The 23,122-nt window shown below is 73.5% G+C and carries 13 protein-coding genes; 4 read left to right on the top strand and 9 right to left on the bottom strand.

Annotated elements, in window-relative coordinates:
- Positions 1 to 4: 4 nt before the first annotated feature.
- From AB0I16_RS27585 to AB0I16_RS27565, 5 genes are read right to left on the bottom strand one after another with little or no spacing between them, the layout of a single operon-like run.
- Complete coding sequence (locus AB0I16_RS27585; RefSeq protein WP_363252299.1) at positions 5 to 1,321, bottom strand: aspartate kinase; 1,317 nt, start codon at positions 1,319 to 1,321, stop codon at positions 5 to 7.
- Positions 1,322 to 1,335: 14 nt separating this feature from the next.
- A complete protein-coding gene (locus tag AB0I16_RS27580; protein ID WP_363252298.1) occupies positions 1,336 to 2,577 on the bottom strand; it encodes an MFS transporter in 1,242 nt (413 codons plus the stop codon).
- Entirely contained in the window at positions 2,574 to 3,827 is a 1,254-nt protein-coding gene (locus AB0I16_RS27575) for a hypothetical protein (protein WP_363252297.1), read from the bottom strand. Before AB0I16_RS27575 ends, AB0I16_RS27580 begins: the two co-directional genes overlap by 4 nt.
- Positions 3,824 to 5,044, bottom strand: a complete 1,221-nt coding sequence (locus AB0I16_RS27570; protein WP_363252296.1) for an aminotransferase class V-fold PLP-dependent enzyme — start codon at positions 5,042 to 5,044, stop codon at positions 3,824 to 3,826. Before AB0I16_RS27570 ends, AB0I16_RS27575 begins: the two co-directional genes overlap by 4 nt.
- A 10-nt stretch (positions 5,045 to 5,054) precedes the next feature.
- The gene (locus tag AB0I16_RS27565) at positions 5,055 to 6,167 is read right to left on the bottom strand and encodes a fatty acid desaturase family protein (RefSeq protein WP_363252295.1); all 1,113 of its coding nucleotides are present in this window, start codon (positions 6,165 to 6,167) and stop codon (positions 5,055 to 5,057) included.
- A 440-nt stretch (positions 6,168 to 6,607) separates the two neighbouring features.
- Here AB0I16_RS27565 and AB0I16_RS27560 point away from each other — a divergent pair, with 440 nt between their 5' ends.
- The 4 genes from AB0I16_RS27560 (at position 6,608) to AB0I16_RS27545 (ending at position 10,726) form a co-directional block, all read left to right on the top strand.
- On the top strand, positions 6,608 to 7,306 hold the full coding sequence (locus AB0I16_RS27560; RefSeq protein ID WP_363252294.1) for a response regulator transcription factor: 699 nt from the start codon (positions 6,608 to 6,610) through the stop codon (positions 7,304 to 7,306).
- A 152-nt stretch (positions 7,307 to 7,458) separates the two neighbouring features.
- Complete coding sequence (locus AB0I16_RS27555) at positions 7,459 to 8,811, top strand: ATP-grasp domain-containing protein (protein WP_363252293.1); 1,353 nt, start codon at positions 7,459 to 7,461, stop codon at positions 8,809 to 8,811.
- Between the two features lie 95 nt (positions 8,812 to 8,906).
- Entirely contained in the window at positions 8,907 to 9,737 is an 831-nt protein-coding gene (locus AB0I16_RS27550) for a transketolase (RefSeq protein WP_363252292.1), read from the top strand.
- The gene (locus AB0I16_RS27545) at positions 9,734 to 10,726 is read left to right on the top strand and encodes a transketolase C-terminal domain-containing protein (protein ID WP_363252291.1); all 993 of its coding nucleotides are present in this window, start codon (positions 9,734 to 9,736) and stop codon (positions 10,724 to 10,726) included. Before AB0I16_RS27550 ends, AB0I16_RS27545 begins: the two co-directional genes overlap by 4 nt.
- Positions 10,727 to 10,820: 94 nt before the next feature.
- On the opposite strand, the gene AB0I16_RS27540 is transcribed toward AB0I16_RS27545, so the two are convergent.
- The 4 genes from AB0I16_RS27540 to AB0I16_RS27525 form a co-directional block, all read right to left on the bottom strand.
- Positions 10,821 to 12,080 (bottom strand): MFS transporter, encoded by a 1,260-nt coding sequence (locus AB0I16_RS27540; protein WP_363252290.1) that lies wholly within the window; start codon positions 12,078 to 12,080, stop codon positions 10,821 to 10,823.
- On the bottom strand, positions 12,077 to 12,280 hold the full coding sequence (locus tag AB0I16_RS27535) for an MbtH family NRPS accessory protein (RefSeq protein ID WP_363252289.1): 204 nt from the start codon (positions 12,278 to 12,280) through the stop codon (positions 12,077 to 12,079). The genes AB0I16_RS27540 and AB0I16_RS27535 overlap by 4 nt, the downstream gene beginning before the upstream one ends.
- 25 nt (positions 12,281 to 12,305) lie before the next feature.
- Positions 12,306 to 13,496, bottom strand: a complete 1,191-nt coding sequence (locus AB0I16_RS27530; RefSeq protein WP_363252288.1) for a cytochrome P450 — start codon at positions 13,494 to 13,496, stop codon at positions 12,306 to 12,308.
- 65 nt (positions 13,497 to 13,561) lie between these two features.
- Entirely contained in the window at positions 13,562 to 22,897 is a 9,336-nt protein-coding gene (locus AB0I16_RS27525) for an amino acid adenylation domain-containing protein (protein WP_363252287.1), read from the bottom strand.
- Positions 22,898 to 23,122: the final 225 nt, after the last annotated feature.

Raw genomic sequence — 23,122 nt, 5'->3', positions numbered from 1 at the left:
CGGATCAGACGGGTGAGCCGACGGCGACCGCCGCCCTGCCCGTCGCGCCGCGCGGCTCGCGGACGGGCATGAACTCCCCGTGCAGGACCGCCACCGCGCGCGAGCAGTCCGCCTCGCCGACCGTGGCGGAGATCCGGCTCTGCGACGTGGACAGCGAGAGGGGGTCGATGCCCGCGGCGAGCAGCGCGTCCAGCATCCGGGCCAGGGTGCGGGTGTCGCTCATCAGACCGGTGCCGACCAGCGACACCTTGGCCACGGCGGGGTCGACGGCGACCCGGCAGGGCAGGGACGTCAGCAGGCTGGTCACCGTGTCGACGTCCGCGGCGGGCACCGTGAAGTCCCAGCCGTACCCGTGCGACGTGTCGGTGAACCTGGCCAGCACGTCGACCGGTACCGACGCGTCGGCCAGCAGGGCGAGGACTTCGGTGCCCAGCAGCGGGGCGTCGGGGGATGTGCCCACGGCCGTGACGCGGGCGCTGCGCGGCTCGTGCGACACGGCGGTCACACGGTCTTCGGTCTCCAGCATGGCGAGATCCGCTCCTTCCTGTCCGGATACCACGACGGTCCCGGGGTTGCGGCTGAAGGTGCTCCGTACGTGCAGGTCGACGCCCGCGCGGCCGGCCAGTTCCACCGAGCGCGTGTGCAGGACGCGGGCTCCGGCGTGCGCCATCTCCGACATGACGCCGCTGCGCAGGAGCGGGATCGGCCGCGCTTCCGGCACGATGCGCGGGTCCGCCGAGAAGACGCCGTCGACGTCGGTGTATATCTCGCACTGGGCGGCGCCGAGCGCGACGGCCAGGGCCACGGCCGAGGTGTCCGAGCCGCCCCTGCCCAGGGTGATGACGTCGCCGGCCGCGTTCACGCCCTGGAAGCCGGCCACGACGGCCACTTCCCCGCGTGCGAGGGCCCGGCGCAGCCGGGAGGTGTCCACGTCCTCGATGCGTCCGTTCGCGTGCCGGCCGGACACGGTGAATCCGGCCTGCGACCCCAGCAGCGACACCGCGGGGACGCCGAGCCCGTGCAGGGCGATGGCCAGCAGGGCGGCCGAGCCGGCCTCCCCCGTGGCGAGCAGTTGGTCGAGTTCCCTGCCCGGTGGGGCGGTGCTCGCCGACCGGGCCTCGTCGATGAGCCGGTCGGTGCGGTCGCCGCGGGCGGAGACGACCACCACGACGTCGCTGCGGGCGTGCGCCGCGGCGACGATGCGCGCGATCCGGGCGAGGTCTTCGGGGGTGGTCCCCATCGAGGTCCCGCCGAACTTGAGGACCCGGACCGGTCGTCGGGCGCCTGCGGGGCGCGGGGCGATGGAGGATGCGGAAGCCACGATGTCCCTTTCCGTCAGGACGTGGAGTCGGCGGTGGGCCGGACCGCGGGTGCGGACGCGGCGGTGTGCGCCGGGCCGCCGTCCGCCATGGCGGCGAAGCGGCGGTGGCATACGGCGACGATGACGACGGCCGCCACGGCCGCGGCGGCCCCGAGCAGGAACGTCACGGGCCCGAGGCCGGCCCCGATGAGCCACAGTCCCGCCGCGACGGCGAGGGACTCGGCCAGCCCCCAGACGAAGGTCAGGGCGCCGACGGCCAGGCTCGTGCGGCCACCCGCGACGGCGACGGCCAGCGTCTGGTAGACCGGGCCGTAGAGCATCTCGCCGACCGTGATGGCGAGGACGGCGCAGAGCATCAGCGCCATGCCGCCCTCCGGCGCCACGAGCAGGGCGGTCCCCGCCCCCAGCGCCAGGTTGGCGGCCACGATGAGGACCGGCTCGCCCCTGTCCCGGCACAGCCTGGTCACCAGGGCCTGGGTCACCACGATGGCGACGCTGGCGAAGGCGAACAGCAGGCCGACGCCGCGTGCTCCGAGGCTCGGCGTGGCGTAGGCGGCGAACACGCCGTAGAACTGCGCGTACGTGATGTGGGTGAGGAAGTTGACCCCGAGCAGGACGGGCATCCCCGGGGGCAGGCCGGTGGTCCTCGGGGCCTCGGCCGCCGGCTGCCGCACCGGCACGCGGCCGGTGGCCAGCCGGGTGGCCAGCACCCCCGCGAGCAGCGCGAACCCGATCGGGGCCAGCACGTAGAACCGGCCCGTGGCGGCGTAGGCGAGGGAGGAGACGAAGGGGGCCAGGCCGCCCGCCGCGTTGAGCGCGACGTTCTCGTAGGAGAAGGCCCTGCGGGTCTCCTCGGGGCCGAACTGGTGGACGATCAGGGTGAGTTGCGCGAGGGTGGCCAGTGACCCGGCGAGCCCGAAGGCCGCCGAGACCAGCATCCAGGCGATGAGCGAGCCGATCTGGAGCACCACCATGGCGCACAGCAGGCCCGCGGTCGCCGCCATCGCGATCTGTGAGCCGATGACGGCCCCCCGCTCGCGGCCCGGCGGCAGGACGCGGACGAACGCGAGGGAGCCGAGCCGGTTGGCGAGGACCGCCGCGCCGGTGATCAGCCCGCAGTCCGCGGTCGAGAAGAGGTCCTGGTCCAGCAGCCACACGGTGAAGAACGGGTACAGCACACCCCAGGTGCTGTAGGTGAGGAAGCGCACGGCGTAGATCGTCCAGCCGCCGGGCGGCGTCGCGCGTCCGGTCCTCACGACGGCGCCGCCCAGGCGGGGCCGCGCGGGCCGTCGGCGGTGTGCACCACGACGTCGTCGATCTCCCGTGTCACGTCGCTGATGGGCCCGGTGAGCATCCCGACCCACGCGGAGTCGCCCGCGCCCACGGGGTCGACGCGGCCGCCGTCCGGCACGAACTGGGTGTGCAGGCAGCGCCCCCCGTCCGGCACGGTCACCGACAGGACCTTCCCGCCGCCCTCGATGCCGTAGTAGTACGACAGGGTGGGTGTGCCGGTGCCCTGGGCGCGGTAGGCGGGCGCCGGGCTGGTGCCCGCGGCCGGCAGGCCCAGGGTGAGGACGTGGGCGAGGATGTCGGCGGGGTCCAGGCCGTGCACGAGCGCGAGCTGCTCGACGATGGCACCGCCGCCGACCCGCCCGATGTTGGCGTCGATGAGGTAGGGGCGCCCGCCGTCGACCAGGAACTCGCAGTGGAAGTACCCCTGGCTCAGGCCGGAGCGTCCGACGAGCGTGGTGACGGCGGTCTTGCACAGGTCCTCGGTGCCGTGCGGCAGGCGGCGGTCGGCGGGCAGCAGGTTGCTCACCTCCGTCCAGGCGATGCGACCGCGCTGGGAGAAGTCGATGAAGACGGTCCGCCCGTCGGTGACGTAGCCCTCCAGGCTGAACAGCGATCCGCGGATGTCCGCCTGCAGCACCCAGGGGTGGGCGAGGTCCTGGGAGAGGCCGGTGGCGGCCACGGCGTTCCACAGGTCCACCGGTCCCGCCCCCTTGGGCAGCCGCGCCGCGCCGCGCGCCCCGGCCTGCTCGGCGGGCTTCACGATGTGGCCGTGGGGCGCCGGGGCGAGGGCGGCCGGGTCCACCGCGAGCCGGGCCGCGTCGCCCCCCGTGAAGCGCAGCGTGGGCGGGCTGAACTCCGGCAGGAGCGCGGCGACCACGGCCTTGGAGGCCAGCCGCACCGCGACCGGTTCCGGCCCGTGCAGATCGTGGCGGGCGGCGATCTCCGCGATGAGCGGGAACTTCTCGTCGTACAGGCCGGTGATGGCGAACGCTTCCTCGGTGATCGAGGGTTCGTCGGCCAGCAGGCGCAGCACCGCGTCCCGGTCCTCGATGTCGGTCGCGAAGCAGACGCAGTCGCGGAGGCTGTCCGCGGCCCGGCCCGCGAAGCCGTCGGGGTCGGCGAGGAACACGGGCTCGAACCCCGCCGAGCGCAGCGCCCGGGGCACGTACTTGGCACTGGTGGCGTTGACACCGAGGATGATGATCTTCTTCACGCCGAGTACTCCCTCTCCTGCCGGCCCCTGGCGGGCACGGTGGTCCCGAGGGGCACGGTGGCCCCGCGTCCGCCGGTCTCCTCCAGGACGCCGATCGCGTAGTCGATCTCCTCCCGCGTGGTGCGGGGTCCCACGGCCAGCCGTACCGCCTGCGGGATGCCGGCCCGCAGGAGGTAGTTGGGGGTGTGCGCGCCGTCGATGAGCCAGCAGGCGACACCCGCGCGGCACAGCGCGTGCCACAACCGCTCAGGGGTGAGGCGCTCGTGGGTGACGCACAGGATGCCGGTGTGGTGGCTGCCGGGCGCGTGCACGCGCAGCCCCGGGATCTGCCCGGCCCGCACGCGCAGTTCCCGTGACAGGGCGGCCGTCCGGTCCCAGTCGTTGTGGCGGGCCTGGCGCACGGCGGTCTCGAACCCGACGAAGGCCTGCACGCTCTTCTCGCCGAGCTCGAACCTGCGGGCGCCTTCGGTGAGGCGGCGGATGCCGCCGCCGGGGGCGAAGGCGTGCGTGTGCACGTCGACGCTGACCGGGTCGGCCGACGCGCGGAACCGGGAGGACATCACCGCGAACCCCGTGCCGCGCGGCGCCAGCAGCGACTTCTTCCCGTTGGCCGTCAGCAGGTCCACGGGGGTGGCCGCCAGGTCGATGGGCACGTTCCCCGCCGACTGGCAGGCGTCGACGACGAGCAGGGCGCGGCGGTCGCGGACGAGTGCGGAGAAGGGCGCAAGGGGGGTGACGGCGCCCGTGCAGGAGGGCATGTGCGTCACCGAGATGAGGGCGACCCGGTCACTGATGTGGTGCTCGCACCAGTCGACGTCCACGTCTCCGCGCGGGGTGAGGGGGATCTCCCGGATCGTGAATCCGGCGGTCCTGCGCAGGTTCCTGAGGAAGAGGAGGTTGCCGGCCCACTCGTAGGGCGTCGTCCATACGACGTCGCGTGGGGTGAGGGTCAGTCCGGCCACGCCGCTGTGCCAGGCGCGGGTCGCCGAGTCCGACAGCGCCACGGCCTCGCGGGGGCAGTTGAACAGCCGCGCGACGCCGCGGTAGACGCCCTCGTCGAGCAGTTCCGCGTAGGCGCGTTCGGCGAAGTAGGAGCCGACCGTCCCCTCCAGGGTGAGGTAGTCGGCCACCGCCTCGCGGGTCTCGCGGCTCTGCAGCCCGGAGCCGGCCGTGTTGAGGTACGAGCGCCACCGCGCGGTGTACGTCCGGTCGGTCATGAGTGCCTCCTCACGGCTGCCGCACGGGCCGGGTGTGCGCGAGGGTGAGGACCTCGGCGAAGGTGGGCGAGGCCGCCTCGGGGACACCGCCGGCCCGGCGCCAGGCGCGGTACTTCGCGGCGTACGTCACGACCGTCTCCGCGCCGTCCCTGCCCTTGCCGCGGGTGACGATGCCTCCCCACAGGGCGTCCCAGCGGGCGTAGGTCGGATCGTCCAGGAGGATGCGGTGGGCGCGCTTCATGTTCCAGAACGGGATGCTCATGTTGAGGTGGTGCACCAGGTGGTAGTTGTCGTGGTGCCGGCCGAGCAGGTAGTTCTCCAGGGCCCAGCCGTGCCGGTTGCGCGTCATGAGCAGTTGGGCGCGCTCGCTCTCGGGCATCGGGAAGTGCTCGGCGAGTTCCGAGAGCCACCCCACCGCGACCGCGCTGGTGAACAGCGGGACGATCCAGAAGAGCAGCAGCAGGTGCAGTGTTCCGGTGGCGTAGCAGACCCCGGTGATCAGCAGCCACTGCGCGGCGAAGACCAGCCTCTCGGTGTTCAGGCCGACCGGCATGGAGACGTTGGTCCGCGGCCCCCGGTAGAAGATGCGGTCCCGGACGATGTACCGGACGTAGGCGGCCGTGCGCAGGCCGAGGACGGCCAGCGCGATGTTCTCCAGGAAGAACCGCGCGTCCGACTTCCCCGGGTCGTACAGCCCGAGTTCGCGGTGGAACTCGTAGTCGGGGTCCTTCTGCGGGTCCCCCAGGTAGCGGTGGTGGAAGCCGATGTGGCTGGTCCGGTAGGGCGAGTACAGGTGGAAGACGAGGTATCCGGAGAACACCGTCCCGAGCAGCAGGTTGAGTGTCCCGTTGCGGCTGAGGACCTTGTGTGACGACTCGTGCAGGAGGTTGACCATCGCGCGCTGGGTCGAGCCGATGAACAGCAGCGCGAGCGGATACAGCCACCAGGAGAGGTGCAGGCACGCCCAGACCGCGACGGCGACGCCCGCGTAGTCCATGAGGACCGCGAGCACGGCGTGCCAGTTGTCGAGGGCGCCCAGCGGCCGGAGCCTTTTGCGGACATCCGGCGCGACCTTGCCGAAGTCGTAGTCGACGTGTCCTCGCATCGTGGGTGATGGACTCAAGGGCGCCATCGGCGTTCCTCCCTGGGGCGTGGGGGCCTCGCCGGCCCGGGACGCCAGAAACGTAGGCACCGGGACCCGCCCGGCAGCCGGCGCTACGACTTCTGTCACATCCCGGCGCGCTCAAAGGCACATTCCCGCGGGGCCGTCGGGCCCCTGGGGCGGGCGCCGTCCCGGGCGCCCGCCGGGTGCCGTGCCGGGCGCCGTTCGCCGGTACTCGTGAAGAGTTCATATAGGCCCGGCCGGAGGGCGGTCGCTACCGTGATTGCCGTAGAGCGATCCGCGAGAGCGAGCGGCGCCCGGCGCGACGCGCCGCCGCGGACACCGTCCGGCCCGTCCCCTTCGCCGCACCGCGAGCCCGACACGCATCCCGTTTCCCCGACCTGTGAAGGTCCGGCGCGCCACCCCTCCACCCGGCCCGGAAAACAGGAGTACTGCCTGCCATGTCCCACGCATCCGTACGCGTCGTGGTCGCCGACGAGCAGCGGCTGTTGCGCGAGTCCCTCTGCGCGCTGCTGGACACGGAGCCCGGCATCGAGATCGCGGGCCAGACCGGCCGGCCGGCGGAGCTGTTCAGCCTGGTCGCGCGGGCCCGTCCCGACCTCGTGGTGATCGACGTCCAGATGGTGCCCGCCGACGCCCGCGAGGCGACCGCCGCCCGTCTGCTGCACGGTGTCCCGCGCTGCCGTGTGCTCGTGCTTTCCCTTCTGGAGCAACCGCGTCTCGTGCAGTCGCTGCTGGACCTGGGCGTGCACGGCTATCTGCACAAGAGCGTCGGCTACGCGACCGTCGCCGACGCCGTGCGGGCACAGCACGGGACCCGCTCCCACCAGACGGTGACCCTGCCGCTGCACCGGCTGCCGCCGCGCCTCGCGGGCAGCGGCCCGGTCACCGGCTCGGAGCTGTCGGCCCGCGAGCTGGAGGTCCTCACCCACGCGGCGGCGGCCCTGAGCAACCGTCAGATCGCGGCGCGGCTGGGGATCGCGGAGGGCACCGTGAAACGGCATCTGAGCAACATCTTCGAGAAGCTCGACGCGGTCAGCCGCCTGGACGCCGTGAACAAGGCCGCCTCGATGCGGCTCATCCACCCCGGCGACACCCGCGGCGCCCACGGCACCCACCGGTTGCGCGTCGCGACGTGAGGCGCCGCGCACCCGGCCGGGCGGCCCCGGCCCGCGGCATGTGCCTTTGGGGGTGACCCCATGTGTCTCAAGTCGTATCGCCCCGTGCCCCGCGCCGCCCCGCTCCTACGTTGCTGAGCGCAGACCGCGATGACCCGAGGCGGGAGAAGCCGATGACCGAGCTGATGGTGGACAGGGGTACCGGGGAGCTGCTCGACCGCTCCGCCGGAGCAGTGCACAGGTCCGGGGGCCGCGCGATCGGCGCCCTGGTCGACGCGTACGGGACGGGCAATTACCTGCCCGCGGCGTTCAACCGGCTGGGCGTCGACGTGATCCACGTGCAGAGCGCCGCCGAACCGATTTCGCGCATGCAGCCGTGGGACCGGTCCGCGTACCTCGACTCGCTGGTCTACGACCCGGACGGCGGCACCGAGCGTGCGCTCGCGGAGGCCGGAGTGTGCTTCGTGCTGCCGGGCCAGGAGCCGGGCGTCCTGCTCGCGGACCGGCTGAGCGAGGCGCTGGGCGTGCGCAGCAACGGCACGACGCGCTCCGACGCGCGCCGCGACAAGCACAAGATGACCGAGGCGGTCTCCGCGGCGGGGCTGCGCACCGCGCGGCAGCTGCGCACCGCCGACGTCGAGGAGGCCGTCGCCTGGGCCGAGGCCGGCGGGCACTGGCCCTGTGTGGCCAAGCCGCTGGCGTCCGCCTCCACCGACGGCGTCACCGTGTGCCGCACCGCCGGGGAGCTGCGCTCCGCGTTCCGCACGGTGCTGTCCAGCACCACCGTGTTCAACGGCGCCAACACCGAGGTGCTCGTGCAGAGCTACCTGGAGGGCACCGAGTACATCGTCGACACCGTGAGCGTCGACGGCCGTTCCTACGTCTGTGGTGTGTGGCGCTACGAGAAGCGTCTGCTGGCCAACGGCAAGCCCATCTACAACCGCGACATCCTGCTGCCGTCCGACACCCCGGTGGTCGCGGAGCTGGCCGACTACACCCGCAGGGTCCTCGACGTCCTGCACATCCGGCACGGCCCCGCCCACACCGAGATCATCGTGACCGACGACGGACCGGCGCTGGTCGAGGTCGGCGCCCGGGTCAACGGCCATCTGCACCCCGCCTTCCACGACCGGGCCATGGGCGTGAACAGCGCCGACCTGACGGCGCTGGCCTACCTGCGCCCCCGGGACTTCCTCGCCCGCTACGCCGACGGGATGTACGAGCGGCTCCGGCCCGCCGCCGTCTACAACGCTCCGACGCTGCTGTCGGGCACCGTCGTCTCGGTCGACGAGGACCTGGTGCGGGAGATCCGCAGCCGTCCCTCGGTGGTGGACCTCGTGGTCAAGCGGCGTCCCGGTGACGCCATCGTGCCCACCCACGACCTCCTGACCAGCCCGCTGCGGGTGTTCCTGACGCATCCGGACCCCGTCACGCTGGAGATCGACTACCGGTTCATCGAGTCCGTCCGCGAATCGGTCTTCCGGGTCCGGCCGGCCGGACCCCGGGCCGCCTGCGGCCTGGTGTGAACCGCGGGCGCCCCAGCGGTGCCCGCCCCCGCTCCCTCTTCTGCTGGATACCGCTGGTCAAGGCATCGGCCGGCTTTCGGAAGGACGCAACCCACATGCTCACACAGTCGCCCCCGCGGACCACGGCACGGGGACTCTCCCTGGAGATCAGGCGCAAGGTCATCGAGATGAGCGCCTCCCCGAACGGCGTGCACATCGGCGGCAGCATGTCGATCGCCGACATCCTGGCCGTGCTCTACGCCGACGTGCTGCGCGACCCGGCGGCCGAGAGCACGTCGGGCGACCGCGACCATCTGATCCTGAGCAAGGGCCAGGCCTCCGCGGCGCTCTACGCGGTGCTCGCCGCCACCGGGGTCATCCCGGAGGCGGAGTGCGCCACCTACGCCGAGGAGGGCGGCCGGCTGGGCGGTCACCCCATGAAGCGCCTTCCCGGAGTGGACTTCTCCACGGGCGCGCTGGGCCACGGGCTCCCCCTGGCCCTGGGGGTCGCCCTCGCCGGGAAGCGCTTCGACCACGGCAAGCGGGCCTTCGTGATCCTCGGCGACGGCGAGCTGCAGGAGGGCTCCAACTGGGAGGCGGCGATGGCCGCGGCGCACCACGGCGCCGACAACCTCGTCGCGATCGTCGACCGGAACGGCTGGCAGATCAGCGGCCGCACCGACGACTGCATGTCCCTGGAGCCGCTGGCCGGCAAGTGGGCCGCCTTCGGCTGGCGGGTCCTCGGTGTCGACGGGCACGACCACGACGAGATCCGTACGGCGCTGACCCGGCCCGTCGAGCCGGGCCGGCCGACGGTCGTCATCGCCCGCACGGTCAAGGCGCGCGGCGTCCCGGGCCTTGAGGACACCAAGCAGAGCCATTCGGCGACCCTCGGCACGGCGGCCCGGCGAGCGGCGCTCGCGGTCCTGGACGGTGAGGGGGCATGAGCAGCACCGACATCGCGACGCGCCGCACCGTGGCGCAGGTGCTCGACCACGTCTGGGAGAACCGCGCGACGATCGAGGGCCGCAACGCGTACGCCATGATGCTGCTCGCCCTCGCCCGGGAGAACCCGAACCTGGCGTGCCTGACCGCCGACATGAACTTCGAGGACCACTTCGCCATCGAACTGCCGCGGCAGCACGTGGACCTCGGCATCGCGGAGCAGAACATGATCGGGGTGGCCGCCGGTCTCACGGTGTCCGCCCGCCCGGTGTTCGCCAACGGCATGAGCCCCTTCGCCGTCGCCCGCGCCTTCGAGCAGATCAAGATCGATGTGGCGGGCGCCAACCTGCCGGTGAAGATCGTGGGCACGCACGCGGGGCTCGCGTCGGGCCACTACGGCCCGACCCACCACTCGATCGAGGACATCGGCGTGATCCGCATGCTGCCGAACATGACGGTGGTGGTCCCCGCCGACTCCTGGGAGGCGGCGCAGGCGACCGTGGCGGTCGCCGAGGACCCGGGGCCGGCCTACCTGCGGCTCGGGCGGCAGGCCACGGCGCCGCTGTACCGGGAGCGCGAGGCGTTCGTGCTCGGCAGGGCGCGGGTGCTGCGGGAGCCCGGCCGGGTGCTGTTCATCGCCACCGGGCCGCATCCCAACCTGGTCGCGGCCGGGGCGGCGCGGGAACTCGCCGAGCAGGGGGTGAGCGCCGGGCACCTGAACATGCACACGGTCAAGCCGCTCGACCAGGAGGCCGTGCTGCACGCCTGCGCCAACGCGGAGGCCGTGGTGACCATCGAGGACCACCGGGCCGTGGGCGGCCTCGGCGGGGCGGTGTGCGAGGTGGTGGCCGAGGTCGGCGGGCCGCCGGTGCGGCGGATCGGCGTGCCGGACATCCACTACGACCTGGTGGGCGGCGAGGAGTACTTGCTGCACCACGCCGGGATCACGGTGAGCAACGCGGTCGCCCAGGCCCTGGACGCGCTGGGGTGAGGTGTTCCGCCGCGCCGCGCCGCGCGGGCGGCGCGGGCGGGCGCGGCGCGGCGGAACACGCCTGGCGGCCCTGCGCCGCGTGCGTGAGGGGGCGTCAGGCCGGTCCGGCGGGCTGCCGGGCGGGGTGCGCGGCGGTCTGCGCGGGCGCCTGGTGGGGGCGGCGGGCCAGGCCGAGCAGGAGCAGCGCGCACAGGCTCGCGCCCACCGCGACCGCCGTGAGCACGGTGCTCACGGCGAGGTGTTCGAACAGCACCCCGGCCACTCCGTAGGCGACCGGGCTCGCGACGAAGACGGCGGCGCCGAACACGGGGACCACGTGGGGGCGCAGGTGCTCCGGCGGGCGCAGCATCATCAGCGCGACCGCCGGCGCGGTGACCGCGGGCAGGAACATGCAGCCGGCCGCCACGGCCGCCGTCAGCGTGGTGACCGGCTGGTCCCACGGCAGGAGCCACAGCCCGGCCGCCGCGCCCGCACCGCCCGCGGCCGCCAGCCGGACCGGGGTGAACCGGTGGGCGAGGCGGGCGACGGCCACGGTGCCGAGCGCCGTGCCGCCGCCCCAGGCCGCGAGGAGCCATCCGGCGACGTGCGGGTCGGCGTCGTAGCGGTCCCTGGCCAGTACGGGCAGGGCGAGCATCACGACGGGCATGAGCATCCCGTAGCCGAGCGCGGCGAGTGCGAGGGTGCGCAGCACCCGGTCCCCGAGCAGGTGGCGGACGCCTTCGGCCATGCGGTGCGACGACGGCGGCTCGGTGGCCGGCTGCGTGCGGGGCAACCCGATCAGCAGCACGGCCGAGAGCAGGAACGACGCGGCGTCGATCCACAGCACGTCGAGCGCGCCGAACCGCGCGATCAGGAAGCCGGCGACGGCGGGGCCGACCAGCCGCGCCGTCGAGGTCGCCGTCTCGAACAGGGCGTTGCCCGCGGTGACGACGCCCTCGTCGAGGCCGATGGACTCGGTCAGCAGCAGGCGCTGCGCGGACAGGTAGGCCGACGTGACGCAGCCGAGGAGCGCCACGATCACCAGGAGGGCCCAGAACGGCAGCATGCCGGCCACGTACAGGGTGGGCACGGCCGCCGTCAGCAGCGCGCTGGCCAGGTCGCCGGCGATCGTGACGCGGCGGGCCCCCCAGCGGGCCACCAGGAGCCCCGCCGGCATGGCGAGCAGCGGCACCGGCAGGATCTGGATCAGGAAGACCAGGCCCATGCGGGCCGGGGAGCCGCTGGTCATGAGGACGAACCAGGGCAGGGCGAGCGTGGTCATCTGGGTGCCGACCGACGAGGTGAACTCCGCGGCGACGACCCGGCGGAACCGCCAGCTCCGCAACGGTGACGGTGCTTCGGCGGCGGTCGTCACGGCGCCGTCCGTACCGAGGGTGGCCGCATGTCGCTCCAGTGCGCTTCCACGTGGGCGACGCAGGCGTCCCGCGTGTCCGGGCCGAACACCGGCGACCAGCCGTCCGGCACGGGCAGGCCCTCGGGCCACAGGCTGTGCCGGCGCCCTGCGTCGGCCAGGACGCGGTACGCGGCGTCGGGGGCGTCGAACGGGTTCGTCATCGTGCACTCCTCGTCGTCGGGGCGGCTACCACGTCACCGGCAGCCGGTGCACGCCGTAGACGGTCATGTCGGAGCGCATCGGGATCTCCCGCGGGTCCCCCTCGATACGCAGGCCGGGGAAGCGCCGCAGCAGGGCGGTGTAGCCGATGCGCAGCTCCATGCGGGCCAGCTGCTGGCCGAGGCACTGGTGGATGCCGTGGCTGAAGGTGAGGTGGCTGTGGCCGCCCCGGGTGACGTCGAGCCGGTCGGGGTCGGGGAACTGGGCCGCGTCACGGTTGGCGCTCGGCAGGTGGATCAGTACCGTCTCCCCCTCGCGCAGCGTCACCCCGTCGATCTCCACGTCCTCGGTCGGGGTGCGCTGCACGCCGACGTGCACGATGGTCAGGAAGCGCAGCAGCTCCTCGACCGCGCTCTCCACCAGCGACTCGTCCGCGCGCAGCAGCGCCAGCTGATCGGGGTTGCTCAGCAGCGCGTACGTGCCGAGCGAGAGCATGTTGGCGGTGGTCTCGTGCCCGGCGACCAGGAGCAGCAGCGTGGCGCCGATGGACTCCTCCACGCTGATGTCGTCGCCGGTCACCAGCACGCTGAGCACGTCGTCGGCCGGTTCGGCCTTCTTGCGGGCGAGCAGTTCACCGGTGAGGTCCACCAGGTCCTTCAGCGAGGCCTGCGCCTCTTGCGGGTCGACGTCCAGGCGCAGCAGGTTCTCGGAGTCGGCGACGAACCGCTCCCTGTCGGCGACGGGGACGCCGAGGAGGTCGCAGATCACCTGGGAGGAGACCGGCACCGCGTAGTCCGCGACCAGGTCGGCGGGCGGCCCCTTGCGCAGCATCGCGTCGGCGCACTGCGCGGTGATCTCCTCGATGCGCGGGCCGAGCCCGCGCATCCTGCGCACGGTGAACTGACCGGCGAGCCGGCGCCGGAACCGGGTGTGGTCCGGCGGGTCCATGTGCTCGAAGAGCCCCGGTATGTCCGCCTCCAGGTCCGAGGGCCGGTCGGAGGGGAACGCCAGGTGCTTGTGGGAAGGGGCCGAGCTGAACCGCTTGTCGGACAGGATCTGCCGGCCCTGCCGGTATCCGGTGACGAGCCAGCCCTCGTATCCGTCGGGGAAGGTCATGCGGCCGATCGGTCCCTGTGCGCGCAGGAGGCCCGGCGGGTCGAAGGGCCGCTCCCGCAGCGTGGGCAGTCCGTTGGTGACGGGACAGGTGGTCTCAGTCATGCTCTCTGCATTCCGCCGTCGGTGGGGCACGGCTGATGTGGTGGTGGATGAGGTCGCGGCGCGGTTCAGCGGTGGCCGTCCCGGCCGGTGGCCGCGTCCCGACCGGCCCGCAGGCGCTCGCGCAGCTGCGACACCGTGAGTTCGGGGTGGTTGGCCACCAGTTCGAGTACGCGCGGCCACTGCCGGACCAGCGCGCCCATGACGGGCGGCGCGATGTAGTCCGGTGAGTACACCCACAGGCCGTGCAGTTCGCCCTCGACGTCGCGGGCCACCAGGTACAGGTCGAGGTTGTGCGGCTCGATGGCGGTGATCAGCTCGGGGAGCGGTGTCACGTCGCCGACCCGCACGTCGAGCGGTGCCACGTCGAGGCCCGGCAGGGTCAGCGTCCTTGCGGGCACTCCGAGCAGGTTGAGCATGACGCGCAGGGGCAACTGGTTGCCGTCCCCGACGACGCCGTCGTGCACGAGCGCGCGCACCGGCACGTTCTGGTGCGAGTAGGCGTCGAGTTCGCCCTGCAGGACCCGCTGGACCAGCTCGTGGAAGGTGGGGTCGTCCGCCATGCGCGAGCGGTTGAGGATGATGTTGATGAACGGGCCGACCATCGACTCCGTCTCCGGCCGTTCGCGGCCGGCCAGCGGGTGGCTGACCGCGATGTCCGTCGCGCCCGAGTAGCTGTGCAGCAGCACGTGGAACGCCGACATCAGCATCATGAACAGGGTCACGCCCTCGCGGCGCGCGGCCTCCTTCACCGCCGACATGACCTCGGCGTCGACCACGACGCTGCAGCTGAAGCCCTCGATGAAGTCGTCGAGCTGGTGGGGCGGTGCCGCGAAGTCCAGCGTGCGCGCCGCCCCGTCCAGTTCGGTGCGCCAGTGCTCGATGTGCTCGTCGAGCGCGCCGTCGGCCAGCAGGCCCTGTTCCCAGGCCGCGTAGTCCAGGTGCTGGACCATGACCTCGGGCAGCCGGGGCGGGCGGCCCGCCGCGTGGGCCTCGTACAGCTTCGCCAGCTCGTCGAAGACCACGAGGAAGCCCCAGTGGTCCACCAGGATGTGGTGCGCGACGAGGACCAGCGCGTGTTCCTGGTCGGCCAGCCGCACGAGCAGCCCGCGCACCAGGTCGCCGTCCTCGATGCGGAACGTCTTCCTGGTCTCCTCGGTGAGCAGGGCGTGCAGCCGCTCGCGCTGCTCCGCGCCCTCGAAGGCGCGCAGTTCGACGGTGTCGAGCGGCCACTCGGGCCGTCCGTCGGCGAACTGCAGGGTCGCCGAGCCCCGCTGGACGTAGCGGGTGCGCAGGATGTCGTGGCGGCGCACGAGGTCGTCGAGGGCGCGGCGCAGGGCCGCGGTGTCGAGTTCGCCGCGCACCCGGAAGGCGGTGATGACGGCGTGGTGGGCGTGGTTGGGGCCCACCGGCTGGAGCAGGAACTCCAGTTGGCCGAAGGAGAGGCCGGTGCCCTCGCCGCGGTCGGCCCTGGGGATCGGGGCGGTCAGCAGGTCGGCCGCCCCGAAGGCCGTGGCGGGGGCGTCCTGGCGGCGGGGCGGCGCGACGGTGCCGTCGCGCACACCGGCCGCGCAGCGGGTCAGGGCGCGCAGCGCCTCGAACCAGGCGTCCGCGAGTTCGCGGACCTCGTCCTCGCCGAGCAGCGACGGCGCCCAGCTCCAGTCGGCCACCAGCCGCGGTCCGTCGGGGCCGTCCTGGGTGACGGCGTTGACCTCCAGGGGGTGGGACAGCGGCCGGACGCCCGCGGTGCCGGGGGCGGTGTCGTCGCGCAGCGGGAGCCAGGGCAGCTCCTCGTCGGTGACGGGCACCCGGCCGAGGTAGTTGAAGAGCAGCTGCGGCGCCGGCAGTGCCGCGAGCTGGGCCTCGGTGTGCGGGTCCAGGTAGCGCAGCAGACCGTAGCCGAGTCCGTTGCCGGGGAGGGCCCGTGCGCACTCGGCGGTGCGGACGACCGCGGCGGCCAGTTCGTCGCCTCCCTCGGTGACCCGCTGCCAGGGCAGTGCGGCGGCGTCCAGGCGCACCGGGTGGACGCTGGTGAACCAGCCCACCGTGCGGGACAGGTCGGCGCCCTCGGCCAGGTGCTCGTGCCGGCCGTGGCTCTCCACGTCGAGGACCACCGCGCCCCCGTCCGGCGCGCCGGGGCCGCCACGGCGGGAGCGCCACCGTCCGACGGCGAGGCCGAGGGCGGTCAGCAGCACGTCCTGGATGCCGCTGCGCAGCGCGGCGGGCACCTCGGTGACCAGGGGCGCGCAGTCCTCGGCGGACAGGGTGAGCGACAGGCGTCCCTCGGTGCCGGTGACGTCGCGCTCCGGGTCCGGCTCTCCGGCGACCAGGGGTTCGGCGCCCCGCAGGACGTCCTGCCACACCGGCAGTTCGGGCCGGTGCCGGGCGACGGCGGGGCCGGTGGCCACCTGTTCGGCCCAGCCGCGCAGGGACGTCGTCACCGGCGCCAGGACCGGCTCGCGTCCGGCGGAGATCGCCTCCCACGCCGCGGCGGCGTCGGACAGCAGGATGCGCCAGGAGACGCCGTCGACCGCGAAGTGGTGGACCGCGAGCAGCAGCCGCCCCGCCCGTTCCGGTCCGGCGTCGAACCACACCGGCCGCAGCATCGCGCCCGCGGCCGGGTCCAGGCTCCGCTTGGCCGCGGTGGTCTCCTCGCTGATCAGGGCGTCCCGGTCCGCGTCGTCGAGTCCGGTGATGTCGACGCGGCGCAGGATGTCGGCGACGCGGAGCGTGCCGGCCGCGGCCGCGTGCAGCGACCACCGCCCGTCGGGCCCGGTGACCAGGCGGGTGCGCAGGGCGTCGTGGGTGTCGACGACGGCCTGGAGCGTCGCGGTCAGCCCGGCCTCGTCGATGCCGGCCGGCAGGCCGACGGTGGCCGAGAGGTCGAAGCCGACGGGGGACCCGCCCAGCCGCCGCTGGCGCTCCAGCACGGGCAGCGGCGCGATGGTGCCCGTGCCGACGTCGGCGACGGCCGTGGCGGCCTCCTCGTCGGCCGGCCGCGCCACCTGGGCGATGCCGGCCGCCGTCTGGTGGGTGAACACGTCCCTGACGGTGAAGACCAGTCCCTCGGTGCGGGAGCGGGCGACCAGTTGGGTGGCCTGGATGCTGTCGCCGCCCAGGTCGAAGAACCCGGCGTCGGCCCCGACCTCGGGCAGTCCGAGGACGCGGGCGAAGACGGTGCACAGGGTCCGCTCGGCCGGTGTCCGCGCCGCGCGGGAGCCGGCGGCCGTGTTCAGGTCGGGTACGGGCAGCGCACGGCGGTCGAGCTTGCCGTTCGCCGTCATCGGGAACGCGTCGAGCACCAGCACCGCGACGGGCACCATGTACTGCGGCAGCCGTTCGGCGACGAAGGAGCGCAGTCCGGCCGGGTCGGCGGTGGCGCCGTCGGCGAGCACGACGTAGCCGACGAGGTCCTTGCCGCCGGAGGGCTTGTCGTGGACCAGCACGGCCGCGTCGGCGACGGCCTCGTGGGCGCCGAGGGCGTTCTCGATCTCGCCGGGCTCGATGCGGAAGCCGCGGATCTTGACCTGGTCGTCGGTGCGGCCGAGGTATTCGATGGTGCCGTCGGCGCGCCGGCGGGCCAGGTCGCCGGTGCGGTACATGCGTTCGCCCGCCGCTCCGTAGGGGCAGGCGACGAAGCGTTGCGCGGTCAGGCCGGGGTCGGCGTAGTAGCCGCGGGCCAGCCCCCGTCCCGCGAGGTAGAGCTCGCCGGGGACGCCGACCGGTGCCGGGCGGAGCCGCTCGTCGAGGACGTAGGCGCGGGTGTCGTCCATCGGGGTGCCGATCGGCACCGTGCCGTCGGTGAGCTCGCTCATGCTGTGCAGCACGGCGAACGTCGTCGTCTCGGTCGGGCCGTACCCGTTGGTGAGGACGGTCCCGTGCCAGGCGGCCAGTGCCCTGGCGACCACGGGCGGCGACAGGGCCTCGCCGCCGGCCAGCACCTCGCGCATGCCCGCCAGGGCCGTGACGTCGTACTCGACGAGCAGGTTGAAGAGGGCCGCGGTGAAGAACGCCGACGTCACGTCCCGTTCGCGGATGGTGCGCAGCAGTACGTCGGGGTCGAGTTCCCCGGCCGGCGCGACGACGACCTCGCCGCCGTTCAGCAGCGGCACCCAGAGTTCGTAGGTGGAGGCGTCGAACGCGCTCGGGGCGTGCATCAGGACGCGGGAGTGGTTGCCGTTGCGCCACGCGGGGTCGGCGGCCAGGCTCGCGACGTTGCCCTGGGTGACCGCGACGCCCTTGGGGCGCCCGGTGGAACCGGAGGTGAACATGACGTAGGCCAGCCGGTCGGGGCCGCCCGGGACCGACGGGGCGGCGGGCCCGTCCCCCGCGTCGGCGACGGCCGGTCCGGCACTCACGTCGAGTACGCGCACCCCGTCGACGGCGGGGTGCGCGGGTCCGCCCCCGTCCGCGCCGCCGTCCACGAGGAGTACGCCGGCTCCCGACTCCTCCATGATCAGCCGCATGCGGGACTCGGGGTAGCGGGGGTCCAGCGGCACGTACACGCCGCCGGCCTTGAGGACGGCCAGGATGGCCACGGGCACCCGTACCGAGCGCTCCATCAGCAGGCACACCGCGTCCTCGGCCCCCTCGGCGCCCACCCCCAGGGCACGCAGCCGTGCGGCGAGCAGGTCCGTGGCGCGCGACAGTTCGGCGTAGGTCAGCCGTTCGCCGCCGCCGCTGACCGCGACGGCGTCCGGGGTGCGGGCGGCCTGGGCCTCGAACAGCTCGGGCAGGCCGGCGGCCGGCTCCGTACCGCCGGTTCCGTTCCACTCCTCCAGCACGCGGTGCCGCTCGGCGGGGGTGAGGACGTCGACGTCACCGACCGGCCGGTCCGGGTCGGCGATCATCGCGAGGACCACCTGGCGCAGCCTGCCGAGCATGGTGCGCACCGTCTCCGGGTCGAAGACATCGGCGTTGTACTCGATGCCGCCGTCGATGCCGCGCGCGGCCCCCTCGGCCGTGAGGCGTTCGTGCAGCAGGAGGACGAGGTCCATGCGGGCCGTGCCGGTGCCCGTCACCAGCGGTGCGGCCTCGACGCCGGGCAGCTCCAGGGTCTCGTCGGTGGCGCTCTGCCAGGACAGCATGACCTGGACCAGCGGGTGGTGGGACATGGACCGGGACGGCCGCAGGCTGTCCACGAGGGACTCGAAGGGGATGTCCTGGTGGGCGAGCGCCTCCAGGGTCTGTTCCCGCACGGCGGCGAGCAGTTGGCGGAACGTCTGGCCCGGCTCGATCCGGTTCCGCAGGACCAGGGTGTTGGCGAAGAACCCGATCAGGTGCTCGGTGGCCTCGTCGTCGCGGCCCGCGTTCGCCACTCCGATGGGGATGTCCTCGCCCGCGCCGAGGCGGTTGAGCAGGACGGCCAGGGCCGTGTCGAGGACCATGAACATGCTGACGTCGCAGCGGCGGGCCAGCCGGCCGAGCCCTTCGTGCAGGTCAGGGCCCCACTGGAAGGTGACCGTGTCCCCCTGGTGCGACGCCTCGGCCGGGTGCGGCCGGTCGACCGGCAGGGCGATCCGTTCCGGCATGCCCTCCAGGGCCTCGCGCCAGTGGGCGGTCTGCCGTGACCAGAGGCTCTCGGGGTCGTCCTGCCGGCCGAGGTACCGGTGCTGCCACAGCGTGTAGTCGGCGTACTGCACCGGCAGCGGTTCCCACGCGGGGGCGTGGCCCGCGCGGCGTGCCCGGTAGGCGGTGGCCAGGTCGTGCCGCAGGGGCGCGAGCGACCAGCCGTCCGCAGCGATGTGGTGCACGACGACGGCCAGGACGTGGGCGTCGGCCCCGGTCGTGAACAGCTCCGCGTGCAGGGGGATCTCACGGGTCAGGTCGAAGCAGTGCCGGACGGCCCGTGCCACCGCGTCGTCCAGGCCGGCCGCGGCGACCTCGGTCACCGGCAGCGCCGGGCGTGCCCGGTCCGGCGGGAGGATGTGCTGGCACGCCGCCGCGCCGGTGCCGGGGAAGACGGTGCGCAGCGACTCGTGACGGGCGACGACGTCGGCCAGGGCGGCCCGCAGGCAGTCCACGTCCAGCGCCCCGGTCAGGCGCAGCACGACGGGGAGGTTGTACGTGGGTGAGGGGCCCTCCATCTCGTGCAGGAACCACAGCCGTCGCTGGGCGAAGGACAGCGGCAGCGGGTCGGGACGGGTGGTGGGGCGCAGCGCGGGCCGCGTGTCACCGCCGCCGCCGCGCACCAGCTCCGCCAGTTCGGCCACCCGCTGCTTCTCGAACAGGGCGCGTACGGGCAGCTCCACCCCGAGCGTGGCGCGGATGCGCGCGACCAGCCGGGTGGCGAGGAGCGAGTGGCCGCCGAGGGCGAAGAAGCCGTCGTCGATGCCGACCCTGGGCACCATGAGCACCTCGGCGAACAGGTCGCACAGGGCCTCTTCGGCGCTGTCGCGGGGGGCGGCGTAGGCCGCCGCCGTGCGGGACTCCTGGCCTTCGGGGACGGGCAGCGCGCCGCGGTCGGTCTTGCCGCTGGGGGTCAGCGGCAGGGCGTCGAGGAACACGAAGGCGGACGGGACCATGTAGTCGGGGAGCTTCTCGGCCAGTGCCGAGCGCAGCCGGCGGCGCAGTTCGTCGCCGGTGCCCGCGGACGCGGCGGGCACCGCGTAGGCCACCAGTCGCTGGTCGCCCGGCTGGTCCTCGCGGACGACGACCACGGTGTCCGTCACCTGGTCCTGGCGCATGAGCACGGATTCGATCTCGCCCAGCTCGATCCGGTAGCCGCGGAGTTTGACCTGGTGGTCGAGGCGTCCGAGGTAGTCGATGGCGCCGTCCACGCGGCGGCGCACCAGGTCGCCGGTGCGGTACAGCCGGTCGTCCGCGCCGGAGGTGAACGGGTTGCGGATGAACTGCCGCTCGGTCAGTTCCGGCCGGTTGAGGTAGCCGCGGGCGAGGCCGCTGCCGCCGATGCAGAGTTCGCCGGGGACGCCCGAGGGCACCGGGCGCCCCTCGGCGTCGAGGATGTGTATCTCGGTGTTGGCGATGGGCCGGCCGATGGTGATCGTCTCGTCCACGATCCGCGTGCCCAGGGAGTAGATGGTGGTCTCGCTCGGGCCGTACATGTTCCACAGCTCGACGCCGCCGTCCAGCAGGCGCCGCGCCACGTCGGGAGGCAGGGCCTCGCCGCATATGAGTCCGCGCAGCCCCGGGCGGCCCGGCCATCCGGCGTCGAGCAGCATCCGCCAGGTCGAGGGGGTGGCCTGCATCATCGTGGCGCCGGTGGCGGCCATCTCGGCGGCCAGGAGCGTGCCGTCGGTGGCCACGTCACGCGTGGCGAGCACCACGCGGGCGCCTTCGACGAGCGGCAGCAGCAGCTCCAGGGTGGCGATGTCGAAGGACAGGGTGGTGACGGCGAGCAGGCTGTCGCCGGAGTCGATGCCCGGCCACTGCTTCATCGCCCGGAAGAGGTTGCGCAGCGCCCGGTGCGGCAGCTGGACGCCCTTGGGCCGGCCGGTCGAGCCGGAGGTGTAGATGACGTAGGCGAGGGCCTCGCCGTCGAGCGGCGTGCCGAGGGGTTCGGCGGACTCGGCGGCCAGCTCCGCGCGCAGGTCGTCCACGCACAGGGTGGTGGCCGCGGATCGCGGCAGCCCCGGTGCCACGGAGCTCTGGGTGATGATGACGGGCAGGGCGGCGTCCTCGGTCATGAACGCGATCCGGTCGCCGGGGAGCCCGGGGTCGACGGGCACGTAGGCGCCGCCGGCCTTCAGCACGGCGAGCACCGCGACGACCATGTCGAGCGAGCGTTCCAGGCAGACCCCGACCAGTACGTCGCGTGTGACGCCGTGGCGGCGGAGCCTGTGGGCCAGCCGGTTGGCGGCGGCGTCGAGCTGGGCGTAGGTGAGGGACTCCCCGCGGCAGTGGACCGCCTCGGCGTCGGGCCGCAGCCGTGCCTGCCGTTCGACGCGCTGGTGGGTGAGGAGTTCGTCGGGCCACTCCACGCGGGTGTCGGCCCGTTCCTGGTCCTGTGCCGCCTGCTCGGCCGCCGTGAGCAGGGCGATGTCGAGGATCGGCTGGTCGGGGTCGCGCAGCACGTTGTCGAGCAGCACCGCCAGGTGGCCGCCCATGCGGTCGACCGTGGCCGCGTCGAAGAGGTCGGTGTTGTACTCGAACCAGCCGCCGAGCGTGTCGCCCTGCTCGAAGACCTGCAGTTCGAGGTCGAACCGGGCGGTGGAGCTGGGCACGTCCATCAGTTCCAGGCGCAGACCGCCCGCGCCGAACTCCGGGACGGGGATGTTCTGGTAGACGAACGACACCTGGAACAGCGGTGACCTGGACAGGTCCCGCTCCGGGCGCAGTTCCTCCACCAGGCGCTCGAAGGGCAGTTCCTGGTGGGCGAAGGCGCCGAGGGCGGCCCCGCGCACGCGTCCGAGCAGCTCGGTGAAGGTGGGGTTGCCGGAGACGTCGTTGCGGATCGCGAGGGTGTTGACGAAGTAGCCGATGAGCTGCTCGACCTGGGCCTGGCCGCGGTTGGCCACCGGCACGCCGACGACGACGTCCTCCTGCCTGCTGTACCGGTGCAGGAGGGCGACGTAGGCGGCGAGCAGCGTCATGAACGGGGTGACTCCCGCGCGCCTGCTCAGCTCGCGCACGCCGTCCATCACCGGGGCGGGCAGCCGGAAGGGCCGTGAACCGCCGCCGCTGCCGAGGACCGCGGGGCGGGGGCGGTCGGTGGGCAGTTCGAGGATGGGGGCGGCCCCGTCGAGGGTCTTCGCCCAGTAGTCGAGTTCGGCGGTGAAGCCGGGGCCCGCGAGCTGCTTGCGCTGCCACGCGGCGTAGTCGGCGTACTGGACGGACAGCTCCGGCAGCTCGGCCGCGGTGCCCCGCAGATGGCTCCGGTACAGGGTGACCAGCTCGCCGAAGAGCACCGACGTCGACCACAGGTCGGCGACGATGTGGTGCATGGTCAGGAGCAGCACGTGCTCGTCGGGCGCCAGCCGGAGGAACTTCATCCGCATGAGCGGCCCGGTGCCGAGGTCGAAGGGGCGGGCGAACTCGCGGCGGGCGAGTTCCTGGATGCCCGCCTCGCCCTCGGGGCCGCGCAGGTGCTCGCAGCCCTCGACGGCCAGTTCGAGCTCGCCGGTCGGGTGCACGACCTGTACGGGCTCGCCGTCGGACTCCTCGAAGGTGGTGCGCAGGGACTCGTGCCTGCGGACGATCTCGGCGAGGCCGCGGCGCCAGACCTCCACGTCGAGCGGGCCGTGCACGCGTACGGCCGCCGGGATGTTGTAGGCGGCGCTGCCCGGGTTGAGGCGGTCCAGGAACCACATGCGCTGCTGGGGGAACGACGCGGAGAACCGGCGCTCGCGTGCCGGGGGCCGTTGGGCGCCCTTGCGCCGCAACCGCTCTGCCAGCAGCGCGCGCTTCTGCTCCGGCGTGAGGCTGGTCAGGTCGATGTCGGTCATGCGCCAGTCTCCTGATCGTTGAACTCGGCGGGGAGGAGGTTCGTTGCGCCTGCGCTGTCGTCTTCGCGGGCCGCGGTGCCGACGTCCGGTGGGGCGCCCTGCCTCTCGGCGATCCGTGCCCGCCGTCCGAGGTGGCGCGCCGCCCTGGCGGCGAGCGTGCGTGCCGGGCGTCGGGTGCCGGCCGGGGTCGTGACACGGGCTCTGCGGGCGAGTGTCCTGGGAGAA

Source organism: Streptomyces sp. NPDC050703 (genome assembly GCF_040654435.1).
In the GTDB taxonomy this organism is placed as follows: domain Bacteria; phylum Actinomycetota; class Actinomycetes; order Streptomycetales; family Streptomycetaceae; genus Streptomyces.
This window is presented reverse-complemented; position numbering and strand designations above follow the sequence as displayed.